The 19,137-nt window shown below is 62.0% G+C and carries 16 protein-coding genes; 7 read left to right on the top strand and 9 right to left on the bottom strand.

Features of this window, described 5'->3' with window-relative positions; genetic code table 11:
- Nucleotides 1-217: 217 nt before the first annotated feature.
- Nucleotides 218-889, bottom strand: coding sequence for a response regulator (locus tag BMY98_RS08970; RefSeq protein ID WP_074887586.1), 672 nt, complete (start codon nt 887-889; stop codon nt 218-220).
- Nucleotides 864-4,265 carry an ATP-binding protein gene (locus tag BMY98_RS08965; protein ID WP_074887584.1) on the bottom strand — a complete coding sequence of 1,134 codons (3,402 nt, stop codon included), beginning with the start codon at nt 4,263-4,265 and terminating at the stop codon, nt 864-866. Before BMY98_RS08965 ends, BMY98_RS08970 begins: the two co-directional genes overlap by 26 nt.
- Nucleotides 4,266-4,543: 278 nt before the next feature.
- On the opposite strand from BMY98_RS08965, the gene urtA reads away from it, so the two are divergent.
- From urtA to BMY98_RS08930, 7 genes are all read left to right on the top strand, one after another.
- Entirely contained in the window at nt 4,544-5,788 is a 1,245-nt protein-coding gene (gene urtA, locus BMY98_RS08960) for an urea ABC transporter substrate-binding protein (RefSeq protein ID WP_074887581.1), read from the top strand.
- Nucleotides 5,789-5,948: 160 nt separating this feature from the next.
- On the top strand, nt 5,949-6,866 hold the full coding sequence (gene urtB / locus BMY98_RS08955) for an urea ABC transporter permease subunit UrtB (RefSeq protein WP_074887578.1): 918 nt from the start codon (nt 5,949-5,951) through the stop codon (nt 6,864-6,866).
- Nucleotides 6,867-6,889: 23 nt separating this feature from the next.
- Nucleotides 6,890-8,071, top strand: coding sequence for an urea ABC transporter permease subunit UrtC (urtC, locus tag BMY98_RS08950; protein ID WP_074887575.1), 1,182 nt, complete (start codon nt 6,890-6,892; stop codon nt 8,069-8,071).
- Nucleotides 8,068-8,829: an urea ABC transporter ATP-binding protein UrtD gene (urtD, locus tag BMY98_RS08945; protein WP_074887572.1), complete on the top strand. Its 762-nt coding sequence runs from the start codon at nt 8,068-8,070 to the stop codon at nt 8,827-8,829. The genes urtC and urtD overlap by 4 nt, the downstream gene beginning before the upstream one ends.
- A gap of 10 nt (nt 8,830-8,839) precedes the next feature.
- Nucleotides 8,840-9,529, top strand: coding sequence for an urea ABC transporter ATP-binding subunit UrtE (urtE, locus tag BMY98_RS08940; RefSeq protein WP_074887569.1), 690 nt, complete (start codon nt 8,840-8,842; stop codon nt 9,527-9,529).
- A 164-nt stretch (nt 9,530-9,693) separates the two neighbouring features.
- Nucleotides 9,694-10,923: a formamidase gene (gene fmdA, locus BMY98_RS08935; protein WP_074887566.1), complete on the top strand. Its 1,230-nt coding sequence runs from the start codon at nt 9,694-9,696 to the stop codon at nt 10,921-10,923.
- Nucleotides 10,924-11,000: 77 nt separating this feature from the next.
- A complete protein-coding gene (locus tag BMY98_RS08930; RefSeq protein ID WP_074887563.1) occupies nt 11,001-11,348 on the top strand; it encodes an FmdB family zinc ribbon protein in 348 nt (115 codons plus the stop codon).
- Nucleotides 11,349-11,540: 192 nt separating this feature from the next.
- On the opposite strand, the gene BMY98_RS08925 is transcribed toward BMY98_RS08930, so the two are convergent.
- From BMY98_RS08925 to BMY98_RS08895, 7 genes are all read right to left on the bottom strand, one after another.
- Nucleotides 11,541-12,518, bottom strand: coding sequence for an oligopeptide/dipeptide ABC transporter ATP-binding protein (locus BMY98_RS08925; RefSeq protein WP_074887561.1), 978 nt, complete (start codon nt 12,516-12,518; stop codon nt 11,541-11,543).
- On the bottom strand, nt 12,515-13,549 hold the full coding sequence (locus BMY98_RS08920) for an ABC transporter ATP-binding protein (protein ID WP_425438856.1): 1,035 nt from the start codon (nt 13,547-13,549) through the stop codon (nt 12,515-12,517). The genes BMY98_RS08925 and BMY98_RS08920 overlap by 4 nt, the downstream gene beginning before the upstream one ends.
- Nucleotides 13,550-13,551: 2 nt before the next feature.
- Complete coding sequence (ddpC, locus tag BMY98_RS08915; protein ID WP_074887557.1) at nt 13,552-14,451, bottom strand: D,D-dipeptide ABC transporter permease; 900 nt, start codon at nt 14,449-14,451, stop codon at nt 13,552-13,554.
- A 1-nt stretch (nt 14,452) separates the two neighbouring features.
- Nucleotides 14,453-15,469: an ABC transporter permease gene (locus tag BMY98_RS08910; RefSeq protein ID WP_074887554.1), complete on the bottom strand. Its 1,017-nt coding sequence runs from the start codon at nt 15,467-15,469 to the stop codon at nt 14,453-14,455.
- 122 nt (nt 15,470-15,591) lie between these two features.
- Entirely contained in the window at nt 15,592-17,148 is a 1,557-nt protein-coding gene (locus BMY98_RS08905; RefSeq protein WP_074887551.1) for an ABC transporter substrate-binding protein, read from the bottom strand.
- A gap of 195 nt (nt 17,149-17,343) precedes the next feature.
- Nucleotides 17,344-17,898, bottom strand: a complete 555-nt coding sequence (gene ddpX, locus BMY98_RS08900; RefSeq protein ID WP_245760041.1) for a D-alanyl-D-alanine dipeptidase — start codon at nt 17,896-17,898, stop codon at nt 17,344-17,346.
- 125 nt (nt 17,899-18,023) lie between these two features.
- Nucleotides 18,024-18,875 carry a MurR/RpiR family transcriptional regulator gene (locus BMY98_RS08895; RefSeq protein WP_074887546.1) on the bottom strand — a complete coding sequence of 284 codons (852 nt, stop codon included), beginning with the start codon at nt 18,873-18,875 and terminating at the stop codon, nt 18,024-18,026.
- Between the last annotated feature and the right edge of the window lie 262 nt (nt 18,876-19,137).

Below are 19,137 nucleotides of genomic sequence, written 5' to 3'. Positions count from 1 at the left end.
GGCACGGCCTGAACCTGTTTCGGCTGCAAAGGCGGGGAATTTAGGGCCGGTCATCAATGAAGATTGGGCGTGTTTATTTGAGGGGGTAAGCGGTTGATCTTCTATCCAAATGCGGGGCATTTACGGGGTGGCTGGATCCAAAGATTGAGGGTGTGCAGCCTGGCCCCTTCCCGGCTGAAGCCGGTCCCACTATGGGCCGAGCCGCTTGGTACCGGGATCACACCCGATCGGTCATCGCCGCCATGGCCACGGAGGTGGCGGCGGTGCGGGTTTCTACGCCGAGTTTGATGTAGATGTGTTCCAGGTGTTTGTTCACCGTGCGCGGGCTCAGTTGCAGGATGTCGGCGATGTCTTTGTTGGTTTTGCCGCAGGACACCCAGCGCAACACGTCGATTTCCCGGTCGGTGAGCTGGAAGCGGCGGGACAGTTTGCCGTAGGCGGATTTGTCTTCGAACGTCACCGGCTGCGACGCCGTGCGGGCGGTTTGCAGGATGCGCGCGGTGCGCAAATGCGAAGCGACCCGGGCGAGCACTTCGGCGCACTCGATCGGCTTGGTGACGTAGTCGATAGCGCCGGCCTCGAAACCCTGCACCACGTGCTCGCTGTCGGTCAGCGCGGTCATGAACAGCACGGGGATGTTGGCGGTGTCCGGTTGCGCCTTGATCTGGCGGCAGGTGTCGAAGCCGTTCAGGCCGGGCATCATCGCGTCCAGCAGAATCAGGTCCGGACGCCGCCGCTGGATGCGGGTCAACGCGCTGTGCCCGTCCAGCGCCACCAGCACCATGTACCCCGCCTCGTCCAGCGCATCGGACAGCAGCGCCAGGTTATCGGGTACGTCATCGACGATCAGGATGACGCCTTTTTCAGCGGCTTGGGTCATGGCGTCCATTTAGGGCCTCCTTCAATTGAAGACTGAGTTCATCCAGGCGAAAACCTGACGCCAGGGTTCGCAGGCCGCTGACAAAACCGGCGCTGTGCGTACTCTCGCGCTCGATGGCGTCGAGTTTTTGTTGAATGCCACGGATATAGCCCAGGCCGGACAGTTCATACAGCTCTTCCAGATCCTCCCGCGACGGCAACACTACCGGCGTTTGCACCAGCACCGGGGCACTGCGCAAACGCCGCTGCCAGGTCAGTTGCAGATGGTGCTGAATCCGGTCCAGCAGTTGCGGCAAATGCAGGGGTTTGGCCAGGTAGTCATTGCACACTTGCAGGCTGCGTTCCTTGTCATCGGCGAAGGCATTGGCGTTGGCCGACAGCACGATGATCGGCGCCAGGGACAGCGCATTGCGGCGGATCATGCGACTGGTCGCCCAACCGTCCATGTCCGGCATGGACAGGTCCATCAGGATCAGGTCCGGGTGCAGCAGCGACACCTGCCTGACCGCCTCTTGCCCGTTGGCCGCCTGCGCTACGTCAAAACCCAGCGGCAAGAGCATGCCGCTGATGACCTTGCGGTGCTCGATGTGATCGTCCACCACCAGAATCAGCCGCCGCTGACCGTCGTAACCGATGACGTCGTGGTTGACGTCGATGATCGCCTTGGGCACCCGCACTTCGGACAAGAACAGCCGCACCTGAAACCGCGTGCCCTCCTCGGGCTGGCTGCTGACGGACAGGGCGCCGCCCATCAACGCCGTGAGCATCCGCGTGATGGTCAATCCCAGGCCCACGCCGTTGTCCTGGCGTACCAGCCCGCCCCGCTCGAATGGCTGGAAAATGCGTTCGATCTGCTCCGGCGCGATGCCGATACCGGTGTCGATGATGTCGAAGGTCGCGGTTTCGCGCCGGTAACTGACCCGCAGGCAGACTTCCCCGCTGTCAGTGAAGTTGATCGCGTTGCCCAGCAGGTTGATCAGGATCTGCCGGACCCGCTTCTCGTCGCCGCGCACCACTTCCGGCATGCGCCCGATCAGCTCCAGACGAAAGTGCAGGCCTTTCTCCCGGGCCGTGCTGGCGAACATTTTCTCCAGGTCGTCGAGAAACTCCTGGAACAGGATTTCCGTCGGCTCCAGCCGCAGTTTGCCGGCTTCGATCTTGGCCACGTCCAGCAGGCCGTCGATCAGCGACAACAAATGCGAACTGCTGCGCATGATGGTCGCCAGGGAATCCAGATGTTTGCTCGGGGTGGCGACGTCCCGTTGCAGGATCTGGGTGAAACCAAGAATGCTGTTGAGCGGCGTGCGCAGCTCGTGGGAAAGCCCGGTGACATAGCGGCTCTTGGCGGCGTTGGCGGCCTCCGAGGCTTCCTTGGCTTCCTGCAACGCCTGATCGGTTTTGTGGTGCGCCTCGATTTCCTGCATCAGCAGCGCCGTCTGCCGCTCGGATTCTTCCAGGGCCACGCGCCGGCTCTCCCGGGTCAGCACCACCCACCAGGCCAGTACGCCCGCGAACACGCAAAAGGTCAGGAACGCCTTGAGAAACGCAAGCATCAGGGTGTGATGCACCTGAGGCGACTGATCGATCAGCCCGTGTGAGACCTGGCTGTAAATCATCGTCAGCGCCCCGGTCAGGGTCAGCACCAACACGGTGAGCAGGCCCAGGTATTGCGCCAGCCGGGTGTGCAGGTACTGGCGTGGCAAGCGGGGCAGCAGGCGGCCGATCAGGTCCTCGAACTGCATCGACAGCCGCGAGCGGGTTTTGCATTGATCGCCGCAGCGGGCGTCCAGCGAACAGCACAACGAGCAGATCGGCGAACCGTAGGCCGGGCACCAGGCCATGTCCGGGGTTTCGAAACGGTTGCTGCACACGCCACAGCGCAGGCTGGTCTGGCGGCCGAGGGGGAACAGCAAACCGGGGTCGCTTTCCCGGGCAATGTAATAGCGGCCTTTGGTCAGCCAGGCGATCAACGGCGACGCGATCAGCGCCGTGGTCAGGGAAATCAGCGGCGGCGCGGCGCGGGCCACCTCCCCCAACGCACCGAAATGGGCACACATCGACAGCAATGAGGCAATAAACATCGCGCCGACGCCCACCGGGTTGATGTCGTACAGGTGCGCGCGCTTGAACTCAATGTGTTTGGGCGAGAGGCCGAGGGGCTTGTTGATCACCAGATCGGCCACCAGCGCGCCGATCCAGGCGATGGCGACGTTGGCGTAAAGGCCGAGCACTTCCTCAATGGCGTCGAAGACGCCCAGTTCCATGAGGATCAAGGCGATGGCGACGTTGAACACCAGCCAGACCACTCGGCCCGGATGGCTGTGGGTGACCCGGGCGAAGAAGTTCGACCAGGCCAGGGACCCGGCGTAGGCGTTGGTCATGTTGATCTTGATCTGGGAAATGATCACGAACAGCACCATGGCCGCCAGCGCCCATTCCGGGGAGGCAAATACGTAGTTGAACGCCACCAGGTACATCTGCGTCGGCTCAGCCGCGCGTTCAATCGGCACTTGATGTTGCAGGGCGAGGAAAGCAAGAAAGGCACCGGCCATGATTTTCAGGCCGCCGGGGATGACCCAGCCGGGCCCTGCCATCAGCAGCGCGGCCCACCAGCGCTTGCGATTGCGGCGGGTTTTTTCCGGCAGAAAGCGCAGGTAGTCCACCTGTTCGCCGATCTGTGTCACCAGGGACAACGCCACGCTGAACGCGGCGCCGAACAGCAGCAGATTGAAGGTGCCGCCCTCGCCTTCGCGCCCGGCAAAGCTGGTGAGGTCGGACAGCGCGTCGGGGTTTTTCCAGATCACGAACACGTACGGCACGATCAGCAACGTCAGCCACAGCGGTTGCGACCACATCTGCAGGCGACTGATCAGGGTGATGCCGTAGGCCACCAGCGGGATGACGATGATCGAGCAGATCACGTACGCCAGCGCCAGCGGAATGTGGGTGTACAGCTGCAGCGCCAGGGCCATGATTGCCGCTTCCAGGGCGAAGAACAGGAAGGTGAAACTGGCGTAGATCAACGAGGTGATGGTCGAGCCGATGTAGCCGAAGCCGGCGCCACGGGTCAGCAGGTCCATGTCCACGCCATAGCGCGCGGCGTAGTAGCTGATGGGCAGTCCGGTGAGAAAGATCACCCCCGTCATGGCGATGATGGCCCATAAGGTGTTGGTGAAGCCGTAGCTCATCACCAGTGCGCCGCCAATGGCTTCCAGTGCCAGGAACGACACGGCCCCGACAGCCGTGTTGGCGATGCGGAATTCCGACCATTTGCGAAAGGACTTGGGCGTGAAACGCAACGCGTAGTCTTCCATGGTCTCGTCGGCGACCAGACGGTTGTAATCGCGGCGCACCTTGATGATGCGTTGAGAGCCGGAAGGTCGCACGGAGTAGTTCCTGATGAGAGAGAGCGAATTCGCCACTCACCTTCCTTGCTGGCGCGAAACTGAGACCTCGAATATTCAAGCAGCAACTTCTGTGCCGCGGGTTCGGTGCCGCGGGCGCAATCATGCCCGGGTCCGACGCTCCCGGCCCTACGTCAAATGACGTACGCGCATACGTCACGCTGCGTATACCTCGATTCCCGCGCCCGCCTCATGCTTGCTCGCAGCTCGCGACGGACCCTCACCCGGACGCCGCGAATCACCAGCACAGGAGCGGGAACATGGATTCACGACTGACAGGCCCCACGCGCTTTTTCCCCCGACGGCTGGCATTGGGGACGGCAGCCCTTTCGCTGATCGCCGCCAGCGTGTTCAGCCAGATGACCCTGGCCGATGACGCCAACACCACCGGCCTCGCCGTCACGCCGACCGAAGTGACCGTCGGCCAGCTGCACTCGGCCACCGGCACCATGGCGATCTCCGAAACCGGTTCGATCCAGGCCGAACGCCTGGCGATCGACCAGATCAACGCGTCCGGGGGCATCCTCGGTCGCCAGATCAAAATCGTTCAGGAAGACGGCGCGTCCGACTGGCCGACCTTCGCCGAGAAAGCCCGCAAGCTGCTGGTCAACGACAAGGTGGCCACGGTGTTCGGCTGCTGGACCTCGGCCTCGCGTAAAGCGGTGCTGCCGGTGTTCGAGAAAGAAAACGGCCTGTTGTACTACCCGACCTTCTACGAAGGGCTGGAACAGTCGAAAAACGTGATCTACACCGGGCAGGAAGCCACCCAGCAGATCCTTGCCAGCCTGGACTGGATCGCCAAGACCAAGGGCGCCAAGACCTTTTATCTGATCGGTTCGGATTACATCTGGCCGCGCACCTCGATGAAGATCGCCCGCAAGCACATCGAAAACGTGCTCCACGGCACCGTGGTCGGCGAAGACTACTACCCGCTGGGCAACACCCAGTTCGGCTCGCTGATCAACAAAGTCAAATTGAAGAAACCTGACGTGGTCTTCGCCGCGGTCGTGGGCGGTTCCAACGTGGCGTTCTACAAGCAGCTCAAAGCCGCCGGCGTCGATTCCACCAAGCAGACGCTGTTGACCCTGTCGGTCACCGAAGACGAACTGCTGGGCATTGGCGGCGAAAACATGAAGGGCTTCTATGCCTCCATGAAGTACTTCCAGAGCCTGGATAACCCCAACAACAAAGCCTTCGTTGAGGCGTTCAAGGCCAAGTACGGCAAGGATTCGGTGATGGGCGACGTGACCCAGGCCGCCTACCTCGGTCCGTGGTTGTGGAAAGCGGCGGTCGAGAAAGCCGGCAGCTTCGACGTCGACAAAGTGGTCGCTGCGTCCCCAGGCATCGAGCTGAAAACCGCGCCTGAAGGCTACGTGAAGATCCACGAAAACCATCACCTGTGGAGCAAGACCCGCATCGGTGAAGTCCAGGCCGACGGCCAGTTCAAAGTGGTTTACGAGTCGGAGCTGATCGAGCCGAATCCGTTTCCGAAGGGCTATCAGTAGGCCGCTGCGCGGTAGCTGTAAGCGGTTAGCTGCAAGCGGCAAGTGGAAGCGGTGTGCGTTGCAGTTGCTCTCGCTTTTACTTGCCGCTTGAAGCTTACAGCTTGCAGCTGGTCCCGACCCCCAATCCTAAACCCACACAGCTTCCCGAGGAGGGACCACCATGGAATGGCTATCGGAATTTGGTGCCATCGCGGCCATGCAGGGGTTCAACGGGCTTTCCGTGTTCTGCGTGCTGTTGTTGATGGCCCTGGGGCTGGCGATCATCTTTGGTCAGATGGGCGTGATCAACATGGCCCACGGTGAATTCCTCACCATCGGCGCCTACACCACGTACATGCTGTCGACCCTGGTGCAGACCTGGTGCCCGTGGATGCAGCCGTACTATTTCTTCTTCGCCATCGCGCTGTCGTTCGTGGTGGCCGGTGCGATTGGCTGGGTGGTGGAGTGGGTGATGATCAGTCGCCTCTACCATCGGCCGCTCGACACCCTGCTGGCGACATGGGGCCTGTCCCTGGTCATGCAGCAAGCCTTCCGTTCCATCTTCGGCGCCCGTGAAGTCAGCGCCAACCCGCCCGAATGGCTGATGGGCGCGGTCAACCTCACCGACGCCATCGAAATCCCGCGCAACGGCCTGTTCGTTATGGGCCTGACCGTGCTGATGACCGGCGGCATTTTCCTGATGCTGTACCGCACCCGCTGGGGCTTGCACGTCCGCGCCACGGTGCAGAACCGGATCATGAGCCGGGCGGTGGGGATCAATACCCGCAAGGTCGACCGCATGACCTTCGCCCTGGGCTGCGGTGTGGCCGGGGTGGCGGGCGCGGCGTTCACCACCATCGGTTCCACCGGCCCCACCGCCGGGTCGCTGTACATCGTCGACACCTTCCTGGTGGTGGTGTTCGGCGGCGCGGCCAGCCTGTTCGGCACCATTGCCTCGGCGTTTGCCATTGCCCAGACCCAGTCGCTGTCGGAATTTTTCATGAGTGGCTCGATGGCCAAGGTGCTGACCCTGTCCATCGTGATCCTGATCCTGTTGATGCGCCCCCAGGGGTTGTTTGCCAGCAAGGTTCGTAAATAAGTGTGCGCCAGAGAGGTAGCCCCATGAACGCGCTTAACAAAATGCTCGGCGGACGCCAGGGCGTGGTCGGCCTGCTGATCCTTGCGACCCTGATTCTGGTGGTCTTCCCCCTGACCCTCGACGCCTTTCGCCTGAACATGGTCGGCAAATACCTGACCTACGCGTTCGTCGCCGTAGGTCTGGTGTTGTGCTGGGGGTACGGCGGCATTCTCAGCCTGGGGCAAGGCGTGTTCTTCGGCCTGGGCGGCTACTGCATGGCGATGTTTCTGAAGCTGGAAGCGTCTGATCCCGAGAGCACCAAGATCCAGTCGACCCCGGGCATTCCGGACTTCATGGACTGGAACCAGATCACCGAACTGCCGTGGCTGTGGGTCCCGTTTCACAGCTTCACGTTCACGGTGATGGCGGTCATCGTGTTGCCGGTGCTGCTGGCGTTGATCATTGGCGTCGCGCTGTTCAGACGCCGGGTGGGCGATGTGTATTTTTCCATCGTAACCCAGGCCATCGCGTTGATCCTCACGGTGCTGATCATCGGCCAGCAAGGCTTGACCGGCGGGATCAACGGCATCACCGATCTGAAGACGCTGCTGGGCTGGGACATCCGCAGCGACAGCGCCAGGCTGCTGTTGTACTTCATCAACGCCGGCCTGCTGTTTGGCTGCATCCTGTTCGGCAAATTCATCCTCAACTCCAAGCTCGGCCGGCTGCTGATGGCCATGCGCGACAAGGAAGAGCGGGTGCGCTTTTCCGGTTACGACGTGGCGGCGTTCAAGGTCTTCGTGTACTGCGTCGCGGCGTGTTTCTCGGCCATCGGCGGGGCCATGTTCGCCTTGCAGGTGGGGTTCATGTCGCCCTCGTTCGTGGGCATCGTGCCGTCCATCGAGATGGTGATTTTCGCCGCCGTCGGTGGGCGCATGTCGCTGTTGGGCGCGGTGTACGGCTCGCTGCTGGTGAACTACGGCAAAACCTATTTCTCCGAGTCGTTCCCCGAATTGTGGCTGTACCTTATGGGCGGGCTGTTCATCGCCGTGGTCATGTACTTCCCCAACGGCCTGGCCGGTTTGTGGGAAAGCCACGGGCGCAAATGGTTGTCGGGCGTTACGCGCAAGCCGGCAACGGTGATTGCCTCCCCTGCCCCGGGCATCACGCCAACCCCCGCCCTCGCGGACAAGAAAGCCGCCAGCCCGTTGGAGATTCAGCCATGACCAGTCCCACAGGCTTTCAGATGAACAAACCGGTCCTGGCCATCGAAGGGCTGACCGTTTCGTTCGACGGCTTCAAGGCGGTGGACGACCTCAACCTGTACATCGACCGCAACGAAGTGCGGGTGGTCATCGGCCCCAACGGCGCGGGCAAGACCACGGTGCTGGATTTGATCTGCGGCAAGACCCGGGCCACGGGCGGCAGCATCCAGTTCAAGGACCGCGAGCTGACCAAAATGAACGAGTACGACATCGTCCGCGCCGGGGTCGGGCGCAAGTTCCAGACGCCGTCGATCTACGACAACCTGAGCGTGTTCGAGAACCTGGAGATGTCGTTTCCGGCGGGCCGGTCGGTGTTCGGCGCGCTGTTTTTCAAACGCACCCAAGCGGTGCTGGAGCGGGTCAATCAGGTGGCCGCCGACATCTTCCTCGGTGACTTGCTGCAGCAACAGGCGGGCCTGTTATCCCACGGCCAGAAGCAGTGGCTGGAGATCGGCATGTTGCTGATGCAGGACCCGGAACTGCTGATGCTCGACGAGCCCGTGGCGGGCATGAGTGTCAGCGAGCGTGCGCAAACTGCCGACCTGTTGAATCGCATCAGCCAGGGCCGCTCGGTGCTGGTGATCGAGCACGACATGGAGTTTGTGAAGAGCATCGCCCACAAGGTCACGGTGCTGCATCAGGGCAAGGTGTTGGCCGAAGGCAGCATGGAGTCGGTGCAGAACAACCCGAAAGTCATCGAAGTCTATCTGGGCCATTAAGGAGCGCAGCATGTTCAACATTCAGCAGCTGGCGTGTGGTTATGGCCAGAGTCAGGTCCTCCACGACCTGAACCTCTCGGTGCAGAAACAGGAAATCGTCGCGGTGATGGGCCGCAACGGCATGGGCAAGACCACCCTGTTCAAAAGCCTGATGGGCATCCTGCCGCAATGGGGCGGCCAGGTTCAGCTGGACGGCGTGGACGTGTCCGCCATGGAAACCCACAACCGTGTCGCCCACGGCATGGCCTACGTGCCCCAGGGCCGGATGATTTTCCCGTCGATGAGCGTGCTGGAAAACATCCAGACCGGCCTCCCCGCCTCAGCGGGCGGCAAGGTGCCGGAAGATCTGTACGCGCTGTTTCCGGTGCTGTTCGACATGCGCGGCCGACGCGGTGGCAACCTGTCCGGCGGCCAGCAACAGCAACTGGCCATCGCCCGTGCCCTGGCGACCAATCCAAAGGTGTTGTTGCTCGACGAGCCCACCGAAGGCATCCAGCCGTCGATCATCAAGGACATCGCCCGCACCCTCAAAGAAATCCGCACCCTGCGCAACCTGACGATCATCGTCTCGGAGCAGGTGCTGTCCTTCACCCTGGAAATCGCCGACCGGTTGCTGGTGATCGAGAAAGGCCGCTTCGTCATCGAAGAGACCCGGGCCAATGTCGATGAAGCGACGATCAGTCGGTATTTGTCGGTGTAAGCAACAGCCAGAGATGTGCAGCGCCTGTAACGGCCTCTCGCGGGACAAGCCACGCTCCTACAGAGGAATGCGGCCACCTGTAGGAGCGTGGCTTGTCCCGCGATGGCGCCCGCCCGGACTTTCACGACGTATTTGATTGACCCGAAACCCAAGGAGAACCCCCCATGACCGATACCTTGATCAAAGTCGACCTCAACCAGCCCGTCACCGAAAACGAGCAGATCCACAACCGCTGGCACCCGGACATCCCGATGGCCTGCTGGGTCAAGCCGGGGGATGATTTCATCCTCGAAACCTACGACTGGACCGCTGGCGCGATCAAGAACAACGACGATGCCAGCGACGTGCGCGACGTCGACCTGACCACCGTGCATTACCTGTCCGGGCCGGTGGGTGTGCATGGCGCCCAGCCAGGCGACCTGCTGGTGGTGGAGCTGCTGGACATCGGCGCCCGAGCCGACTCGCAATGGGGCTTCAACGGCTTCTTTTCCAAGCAGAACGGCGGCGGCTTCCTCACCGAGCATTTCCCCCTGGCACAGAAATCCATCTGGGATTTCAAAGGCATGATGACCAGCTCCCGGCACATTCCCGGCGTCGAGTTTGCAGGCTTGATTCACCCCGGCCTGATCGGCTGTCTGCCGGACCACAAGATGCTCGCCGAGTGGAACCGCCGCGAGCAGGAACTGATCGACACCGACCCGGACCGCGTGCCGGCACTGGCCTGTCCGCCCTGCGCCAGCACGGCGCACCTGGGCAAACTCAAAGGCCCGGCCCGCGACCTGGCCGCCGCCACTGGCGCACGCACCGTGCCGCCCCGTGAGCACGGCGGCAACTGCGACATCAAGGACCTGTCCAGGGGCTCGAAAGTGTTCTTCCCGGTCTACGTCGACGGCGCGGGTCTGTCGGTGGGCGACTTGCACTTCAGCCAGGGCGACGGCGAAATAACCTTCTGCGGCGCCATCGAAATGGCCGGCTGGGTGCACATGCGCGTCGAGCTGATCAAGGACGGCATGGCCAAGTACGGGATCAAGAACCCGGTGTTCAAGCCAAGCCCTATCGTGCCGAACTACAACAACTACCTGATCTTCGAAGGCATCTCGGTCGACGAAGCCGGGCAGCAGCACTACCTGGACGTCAATGTCGCCTACCGCCAGGCGTGCCTGAACGCGATCAACTACATGACCAAGTTCGGTTACTCCCCGGCCCAGGGTTATTCGCTGTTGGGCTCGGCACCGGTGCAGGGTCACATCAGCGGCGTGGTCGACATCCCCAACGCGTGCGCGACGCTTTGGCTGCCGACTGAGATATTTAAATTCGACATCAACCCCAACGCCAACGGCCCGACGAAATTCATCGACGGCACCGTGGACTTGCCGATCGCGCAGGATAAGTAACGCCGGGCTGACTCCCGACCTGCAGGCGCGAATGAATTCGCGCCTGCAGAACGCACGCCGACTAAAGGATTTGAGCCATGCCCATGTACGAATACGACTGCCCTGACTGCGGGGATTTCACTTCGCTGCGGCCCATGGCCGAGAGCGCGCTGCCGTGCGAGTGCCCGGCATGCGGCGCATCGAGCCTGCGGGTGATTCTGTCAGCGCCGGGGCTGAGCACGATGGCCGGCAATACCCGCACCGCCATCGCCCGCAACGAGCAAAGCGCCCACGCGCCAAAAACCATGGACCAGTACAAGGAAAGCCGGGGCCACCCCAGCGGTTGCAGTTGCTGCGGTCCGACGAAAAGACTCGAACCCACCAAAGCCAATCCCCACGCCCTGAAAGGTAAGCCTGCGGGCCGACCGTGGATGATCAGCCATTGATCTTTAATGTTTATAGGAATGTCTATAGGGGACTTGTTTATAGGGGACTGATTTATTTATCGCGCTTCTTTGATAAATCAATCTGTCCCCGATGGCATATAAGCTAGCCGGGAGACAGATTAATTTACGGTGAAGCGCTGTAAATAAATCAGTCCCCTTCCCAATCGGTCCCCTTCCCAGTCCCCTCCCCACTTACGACTCGAGATGACAGCGCACGGATGCCCCTCCGTCTTTGGCCGGTAATAACGCTTGCGGCTTTTCGCAGCCTTGGGTGGCTTTCGGGCAGCGGTCGCGAAAGTAACAGCCGGTGGGCAACGTCCGATTGCCCGGCAGTTCAGTCGGCGCCGACACCTGCCCCTCGTCCACCGACACCCCCAGACGCGGCACAGCCTCGAGCAACAGCTGCGTATACGGATGACGCGGCCGCTCCAGCACTTCCGTCGCCGTACCCAACTCAACAATCTGCCCCAGGTACATCACCGCCACCCGGTCGGCCATGTGCCGCACCACCGAGACATTGTGAGAAATCAATATGTACGTCAGGTCCCGACTGCGCTGCAGCTCGGCGAGCAGGTTGAGGATCTGCGCCTGCACCGAAATATCCAGCGCCGACGTCGGCTCGTCGAGCACGATAATGTCCGGGTTGGACGACAGCGCCCGGGCGATCGCAATGCGCTGACGCTGTCCCCCGGAGAACTGATGGGGAAACCGGTCCAGGTATTCCGTACGAATCCCCACCTGGGCCGCCACCTTCGCCGCAATGCCACGCATCTCGTGGTGCGGCGCTGATCGCTGGACGAACAACGGCTCGGTAATGATCTTCCACACCGGCAGCCGCGGGTCGAGGGACGACTGCGGGTCCTGAAACACAATCTGCACGTTGCTGCTGCGTTCCTTGTCGCTGTTGTAGACCCAGTCGAGTCGGCCGGATGTTGGCTTGATCAAGCCCATCAGCAACTGCGCAAGGGTGCTTTTGCCGCAGCCGGACTCACCGACCACGCCGAGGGTTTCACCGGCACGGACCTGCAGATCGATGCCATTGAGGGCATGGGCCGGGGCCTTGGGTCGGCCGAGCCAGTCCTTGCCCATCGGGTAATGCACGCGCACGTCTTGCAGGCCGAGAATGGTCGGGCTTTCGCCGGGCAAGGTCTGGAGGGCTGAGCGGGTCATGGCCGCGACTCCTGTGCGGTGGCATGTGAGGGCGCGCTCAACCAGCAGGCGCTTTTGCGGTCTGCGGCGGCATCGATGGTCTGCATCGGCGGTCGCTGCAGGCATTGGGCCGTGGCGAAGGCGCAGCGATCAAGGAAGGTGCAGCCCTCCGGCAACGCTGAAAGATTGGGCACCTGACCGGGAATGGTCATCAGGTCCTGCCCCGGTTCGACCTGCTCCGGCAATCCGCTGAGCAGGCCCTGGGTGTACGGATGTCGGGGGTCGGCCATCACCTGCGCGGTCACGCCCTGCTCCACCACGGCGCCGGTGTACATCACGTACACCCGGTCGCAGAACTGCGACACCAGCGCCATGTCGTGGGTGATCAGCAGAATCGCCGTGCCCCGCGCGCGGGCCTTTTCACGCAGCAGCAACAGCACCTGCCGCTGCACCGTGACGTCCAGCGCGGTAGTCGGTTCGTCGGCGATGAGCAATTGCGGATCGCACGAGAACGCCAACGCGATCATCACCCGCTGACGCATGCCGCCGGAGAGCTCGAAGGGGTAGCTGTTCATCACCTGCTCGGGGTCGGCGATGTGCATGTCCCGTAGCAAGGCGATGGCCTTGGCCTTCGCTTCAGCCTTGCTCAGACGCTGGTGATGAATGATCACGTCGAGCATCTGCCGACCGATGCGGCGGGTCGGATTGAGCGCGGTCATGGGCTCCTGGAAGATCATCGCGGCGTCACGGCCACGCACACTCAGCAGGTCCTTCTCTTTGGCGGTGAGCATGTCGCGGCCCAGAATGCTCAGGCTGCCACTCTTCACTTGGTACGAGCGCTCCGGGAGCAAACGCAGGCTGAGCATCGCGGTGACGGATTTGCCCGAGCCGGACTCGCCGATGACCCCGACGATCTCCCCCGGATTGACGTGCAGCGACACGCCATTGAGCGCCTTGACCGTGCTTTTGTACGCCGGGAATTCGATGCGCAGGTCGTCGATGACCAGCACCGGCGCCTGTTCGGCCAGAGGTTGTTGAACGCAAGCCTGCATGGTCATTTCCCCTGCTGCCGTGGGTCGAGCAAGTCACGCACGCCGTCGCCCAAAAGGTTGAAACCGGTGGCGGTGATCAGAATCGCCACGCCGGGAAAGGTCGAGTACCACCATTGATCGAGGATGTAGTTGCGCCCGGTCGCGACCATGGCGCCCCACTCCGCCGTCGGCTGTTGCGCGCCGAGGCCGATGAAACCCAGCGCCGAGGCCATGAGGATGGCGCTGCCGATGTCCAGGCTCAGTTGCAACAGCAACGGCGGCATGGCGTTGCGCGCCACGTGCCAGATGACCATGTGCCAGCGCCCGGCGCCGAAGGTTTCGGCGGCCTTGACGTAACCCATCTGCCGGATGCTCAGGGCTTGGCCCCGGGCCAGCCGCACGTAGAAGGGAATCCGCACCAGCGTGATCGCCAGCATCGCGTTGAACAGGCTCGGGCCCAGCGCGGCGGCCAGGGCCATGATCAGCACCAGCGACGGCACCGAGAGCATGATGTCCATCAGGCGCATGATCAGGCCGTCAAACCGCCCGCCAATGATCCCGGACATGCAGCCCAGCAAGCCGCCGGCAAAGCACGAAGCGAAGGCCACGAACAGCCCGACGCCGACGGATTGCCGGCTGCCGTAAAGCACGCGGCTGAACAGATCCCGGCCCACTTCGTCGGTGCCGAACCAATGGGCGGCGGACGGAGCGGCCAGGCGCTGGGTGAGGTTCAGGGCATTGGGATCATGGGACGCGAGCCAGGGCGCAAACGCCATCACCAGCAGCACCATCAGGGTGATCAGCAGCCCGGCCATGGTCAGAGGACTGCGGCGAATCTGATGGGCCAGGTAGGCCCATTTGTCCTGCCAGCGCGAGGCGGCCGGCAGTGGCGCCACGGCGGGCGCGGTGATCGGGGTAGTCATATCAGTTGACCTCGCCAATGCGCGGATCGATCAGGCGGTACAGCAGATCGATCGCCATGTTCAGCAGCACGTAAATGAAAGAGACCATGATCGCGAAGCCCATGACCGCCGGGAAATCCAGCGACTGGATCGACTTGACCACGTAGGCGCCCATGCCCGGCCAGGCGAACACGGTTTCGGTCAGCACTGCGCCATAGAGCAGATCGCCCAGGGTCAGGCCCAGTACGGTCACCGAGGGAATCAGCGCATTGGGCAAGGCGTGGCGCAGAATCACTGCCCACTTCGACAGGCCGTAGGCGCGCGCGGTACGGATGTAGTCTTCGCCAAGCTGGTCGAGCATCGCCGAGCGAATCTGCCGGGCGACCACGCCGAGGTTGACGAAGCCCAGAGTAATGGCCGGCAGAATCAGATGCTGCAGCGCGTTGAAGAACAGCCCGGTGTCGCCCGCCAGCAGCGTGTCGATCAGGTAAAACCCGGTGATGGTGCGCGGCGGGTCGAGCCCTTCGTCAAGACGCCCGCTGCCGGGCAGCCAGTTCAAATGGCCGTAGAACAACACGATCAGGCCCAGGCCGAGCCAGAACGCCGGGGTTGAAATTCCGGTCACCGCCAGGGTACGCGCGACCTGGTCGATGAAGCGGTTGTGATACACCGCCGAGAGCACGCCCAGCGGCACGCCTACCAGAATCGACAAGGTCAGCGCCGCCAACGCCAGCTCCAGCGTGGCCGGGAAGAACGCCTGCAAGTCTTCGAGCACCGGACGATGGGTGCGGATCGAGGTGCCCAGGTCACCGTGCAGCAGGTCGAGCATGTAGCGGCCGTATTGTTGATACAGCGGCAGATCCAGCCCCAACTGGTGGCGGATGTTTTCGACGATGGCGTCGGTGGCACGGTCCCCGGCGATCAGTCGCGCGGGGTCGCCCGGAATCAGGTGCGAGATGGAAAAGGTAATCAGGGAAACGCCGAACACCACCAGCAGCAGGCCGCCCAGGCGTTTGCGCAGCATATTCAGGAAGGCCATGGGGCACCTCGGTCATGCAGTCGATCAATAACGCGAAACAGCTCGCGGACACAGCGCTGCTCCACAGGACCCCGCCTCCCTTGCAGGGCCCTGTGAATGACAGCGAATTACGGGGGCAGCGGTTACTTGGTGATCGTGCCGACGTTGAACACCTGCTCCAGCATCGGATTGAACACGTAGCCCTTGACCTTCTCGCTCATCGGCAAGGTGTAGGCCTTCTGGTAGAGGTAGGCATAGACGCTGTCGTTGAGCACGATCTTCTGCGCCTGCTGATACAGCTCGGTGCGTTTGGCCATGTCATTGGTGGTCGCCGATTCCCGGATCAGTTTGTCCACCGCCGGGTTGTCGTAGAACGAACGGTTGCCGGCCAGGCCTTTCAGCTTCGAGTCGAAGAAGAAGTTCATGAACATGTAGGGGTCGGCGAAGTCCGGGCTCCACGACCCGATGGCGATGTCGAAGTCACCGCTGCCCAGGCGCTCACGCATGCTGGCGTTGGCGAGTTTCTCCAGCTTGAGGTTCACACCCAGGGGTTGCAGGCCGGCTTGCAGGGTCAGGCCGATGGGTTCCCAGTTCGGGTCCTTGTCGGAGTACATGAACGTCAGGTTGCTGACCTTCGGCGAGACTTTGGCGAGATCGGCCTTGGCCTTGTCCATGTCCTGCCTGAACGCCGGCAGCTTCTCGTCGTAGGCCCACATGCCCTGAGGAATCGGACCGTTGAGCGGCTTGGCCTTACCTTTCAGGATGCCGTTGATGATGCCGTCGTAGTCCAGGGATTCAACAATGGCACGCCGCGCATCGGGGTTGTTCATCGGCGCTTTCTGGGTGTTGAGGTACAGCAGGGTCACCCGCAGCGACGGGTAGTCGCCAATGACGATGCCGGATTTCTTCGCCAGCGCTTCGAGCTGGTCTTCGGGCATGTCTTCGATGATGTCCAGGTCGCCGTGTTCAAGCTGGAGACGGCGCACGGAGGCCTCGCCGATGATCTTCACCACGACCTTTTTCAAGGTGGGTTTGGGGCCGGCGTAGTAGCTGTTCTGCTCCATGGTCAGGGTCTGGCCTTTCTGCCAGTTGACCAGCTTGAACGCCCCGGAACCTGCGGTGTGATTGGACAGGTACGCGTCGGCGCCTTCGGCTTTCTTCGCCACGTCCGGGTTGATGATCGCCGCGCCGTTGTGGGCCAGGGTCGAGAGGAACGGCGCGTACGGCGCTTTCAGGGTGAAGCGCACGGTCAGCGGGTCGACCACCGAGACGGCCATGTCTTCGGGGAAGGCGCCGGACGGACCCTGCTTGAGCTTCATCACCCGGTCGAAGGAGAACTTCACCGCCTCGGCATTGACCTCGGCGCCATCATCGAACTTGTTGCCGGGCTTGAGCTTGAATTCCCAGGTCAGGTTGTCTGCCGAGGTGGTCCAGCTGCTGGCCAGCTCCCCCGCCACTTCGGTGCTGCCCTTGCCGTTTTCGACCTTGTAGGTGACCAGCCGCTGGTACGCCGGGTAGGTCACGGTCCAGTCGTTGTTGTCGATGGTCACGGCCGGGTCGAGGGTCTGCGGGTCGGACGGTTTGCCGATCATCAGGGTGTCCTGGGGCACGGCTGCGCTGGCCGATTGCCAGGCGCCAAGGCCCATGGCGGTGCAGAGGACTGCCATCGCCAGGTTGCGAGGGGTGAAGATTGATTTCATGCCGGTTCCTTGATCGTCGATGTAGGGAAGTTCGTCAGGTTTGTTATTGAAGCTATACCGGGCAGTTAAAGCTCCAGGCCTGGGGCCCGGGAAATGGCGCTCCCTGCCCTTGCGAGGTCGGGTAAGCGCCAGATTCAGCCGGGATTCGTGGTCGTCCCGGTCGTGTGTCGCGTGTTCTTGTTGTGTGTTGGGTATTCAGTCAACGGGCTTGATCGAGCCCTCGTCGATCAGCGGGTAGTCCTCGGCGTCGGGCAGTTCGTAATGCCACCACTCGCTGTCGATGTAGGTAAATCCCGCGGCCAGCATGATCCCCAGCAACAGCAGGCGATTGCGTTGTATGTCGGCGGGCAGGTCGGCGAAAAACTGATGGGACTGCTCGCGCATGTCATCGAAACCGGTGCCCATGTCGAGGGCCTCCCCGCTGGCGTCGATCAGGGTCAGATCCACCGCCACGCCCCGGGTGTGATGGGAACCCAGGCTGGGGTCGCGCACGTATTCAGGGTTGGGCAGCGCTTGCCACAGCAGGTACTGCGCGTAAGCCGGGCGATAGGCGTCAAATATTTTCAGGCTGAACCCTGCCTGGCGTGCCAGACGACTGGCCTTGCGCAGACAACGCTCGGCGTCGCGGTGCAGCAGGCAACGCGGGTCCTGATAAATCTGCTTGCCGGCGAGGTTGTCGACGCCGGCGTAGATCAGGTCGATCTCGACCTGCAACGCATCGGCATCGACTTCGACGAGGGGGCTATTCACGTTACGACACTCCAGATCAGCTTGTTCGTTCATCATGCGTTGAGGGTGAAGCTTCCCCCCGTAGGACCGGCTTTAGCCGGGAAGCTGTTGCCTTTGTAAAGCCGGTTTCAACCGGACAATCCGGTTTATTCAAACTGGCCAAACAGTTGTTGCAGCTCGCGGTTCTTCGCCAGCCTCTGGTCGAGGCGGTCGCCGTATTTATCGGCCACTGCCGACACCATCAAGTTGAACAGGCAGGTGAGCGGCGCCAGGGAATCCCAGAACTGGCCCACATCGGAATTGAGTTGCAGCAAGTCGCTCGGGTAATCCCGCGCCCATGGGCAGTGAAAGTCGGTGATGAAGGCCAGTCCCACGTTCTGCTGATGGGCCACTTCGCAGAAGGTCCGGGTGACGGCGGAATAGGTGCGAAAGTCGGCAATCACCGCGTAGGGATTTTCGAATTGGGAATTCAGCGATTCGGCGTAGGTGCCGGACAAGCCGTCGACGTAATAGACCTTGGGCCGGATGTACTCCAGGTGACTGAAAAACGCGTTGAGGATGCCGCGGGTGGTCTGGATGCCGACGATGAACACGGCATCGGCGCTGTGCAGCCTCTCTACGATGCGGGCGAAGGTTTCGCTGCGTGCCAGCGCGTAAACCCGCTGGATGGCTTCCAGTTCGCGGTTCATCGAGCGTTCCAGTGCATCGCCTTGGGTGTTTTCTTCGCGGAAAGCGCCGAGCCGATCGGTGATCACCCAAGGGCTGGCACTGTCACCGCGCAGGCTCTGCTTGACGTCGTCGATGTTGCGATAGCCAAGAGAGCGCAGAAACCGCCCCACCGAAATGCCGGTGGTACCGGTCTGCTGGGCGATGCTGTCAGCGGTCTCGAACGGCAGCTTCTGCGGATTGGCCAGCAGGTACCCGGCGATGCGCTTGCCGGTCGGCGTCAGGTCGCTGAACCGCTGCTCCAGAGCATCGAGAAACGGGCTTTTTTCCATGGGAATTCCGCTGGTGGAGAAGCGTCGCGTGACGCCGACCAATGTTATTCGGCGGTCATTTTGCAACAGGATGTTAGCAACATAACATCGTGTTTCGGACGCTTACAATGCTTTTTTCAAGAGATTTCAAGAGGGTGATTTTTGTGATTCAGGGTGGTGCGAGGGTGCGAAGAAATGCGCGATTGAGGGGCAAAAATAATGAGTAGGACCGGCTTTAGCCGGGAAGAGGCCCGTGTGAACACCCTCGTTTTTGAGGTGTATC

Origin of the sequence: Pseudomonas graminis, from assembly GCF_900111735.1 — a bacterium.
Classification (GTDB): Bacteria; Pseudomonadota; Gammaproteobacteria; order Pseudomonadales; family Pseudomonadaceae; genus Aquipseudomonas; species Aquipseudomonas graminis.
Note: the sequence above shows the minus strand (reverse complement) of the source record. Positions and strands in the feature narration are given on the sequence as shown.

Excerpts from the sequence above, each read along its gene's own strand:
- BMY98_RS08970 (WP_074887586.1), bottom strand. The coding sequence starts at position 889 with ATGGACGCCATGACCCAAGCCGCTGAAAAAGGCGTCATCCTGATCGTC.
- urtA (WP_074887581.1), top strand. The coding sequence starts at position 4,544 with ATGGATTCACGACTGACAGGCCCCACGCGCTTTTTCCCCCGACGGCTG.
- urtB (WP_074887578.1), top strand. The coding sequence starts at position 5,949 with ATGGAATGGCTATCGGAATTTGGTGCCATCGCGGCCATGCAGGGGTTC.
- urtC (WP_074887575.1), top strand. The coding sequence starts at position 6,890 with ATGAACGCGCTTAACAAAATGCTCGGCGGACGCCAGGGCGTGGTCGGC.
- urtD (WP_074887572.1), top strand. The coding sequence starts at position 8,068 with ATGACCAGTCCCACAGGCTTTCAGATGAACAAACCGGTCCTGGCCATC.
- urtE (WP_074887569.1), top strand. The coding sequence starts at position 8,840 with ATGTTCAACATTCAGCAGCTGGCGTGTGGTTATGGCCAGAGTCAGGTC.
- fmdA (WP_074887566.1), top strand. The coding sequence starts at position 9,694 with ATGACCGATACCTTGATCAAAGTCGACCTCAACCAGCCCGTCACCGAA.
- BMY98_RS08930 (WP_074887563.1), top strand. The coding sequence starts at position 11,001 with ATGCCCATGTACGAATACGACTGCCCTGACTGCGGGGATTTCACTTCG.
- BMY98_RS08925 (WP_074887561.1), bottom strand. The coding sequence starts at position 12,518 with ATGACCCGCTCAGCCCTCCAGACCTTGCCCGGCGAAAGCCCGACCATT.
- BMY98_RS08920 (WP_425438856.1), bottom strand. The coding sequence starts at position 13,549 with ATGCAGGCTTGCGTTCAACAACCTCTGGCCGAACAGGCGCCGGTGCTG.
- ddpC (WP_074887557.1), bottom strand. The coding sequence starts at position 14,451 with ATGACTACCCCGATCACCGCGCCCGCCGTGGCGCCACTGCCGGCCGCC.
- BMY98_RS08910 (WP_074887554.1), bottom strand. The coding sequence starts at position 15,469 with ATGGCCTTCCTGAATATGCTGCGCAAACGCCTGGGCGGCCTGCTGCTG.
- BMY98_RS08905 (WP_074887551.1), bottom strand. The coding sequence starts at position 17,148 with ATGAAATCAATCTTCACCCCTCGCAACCTGGCGATGGCAGTCCTCTGC.
- BMY98_RS08895 (WP_074887546.1), bottom strand. The coding sequence starts at position 18,875 with ATGGAAAAAAGCCCGTTTCTCGATGCTCTGGAGCAGCGGTTCAGCGAC.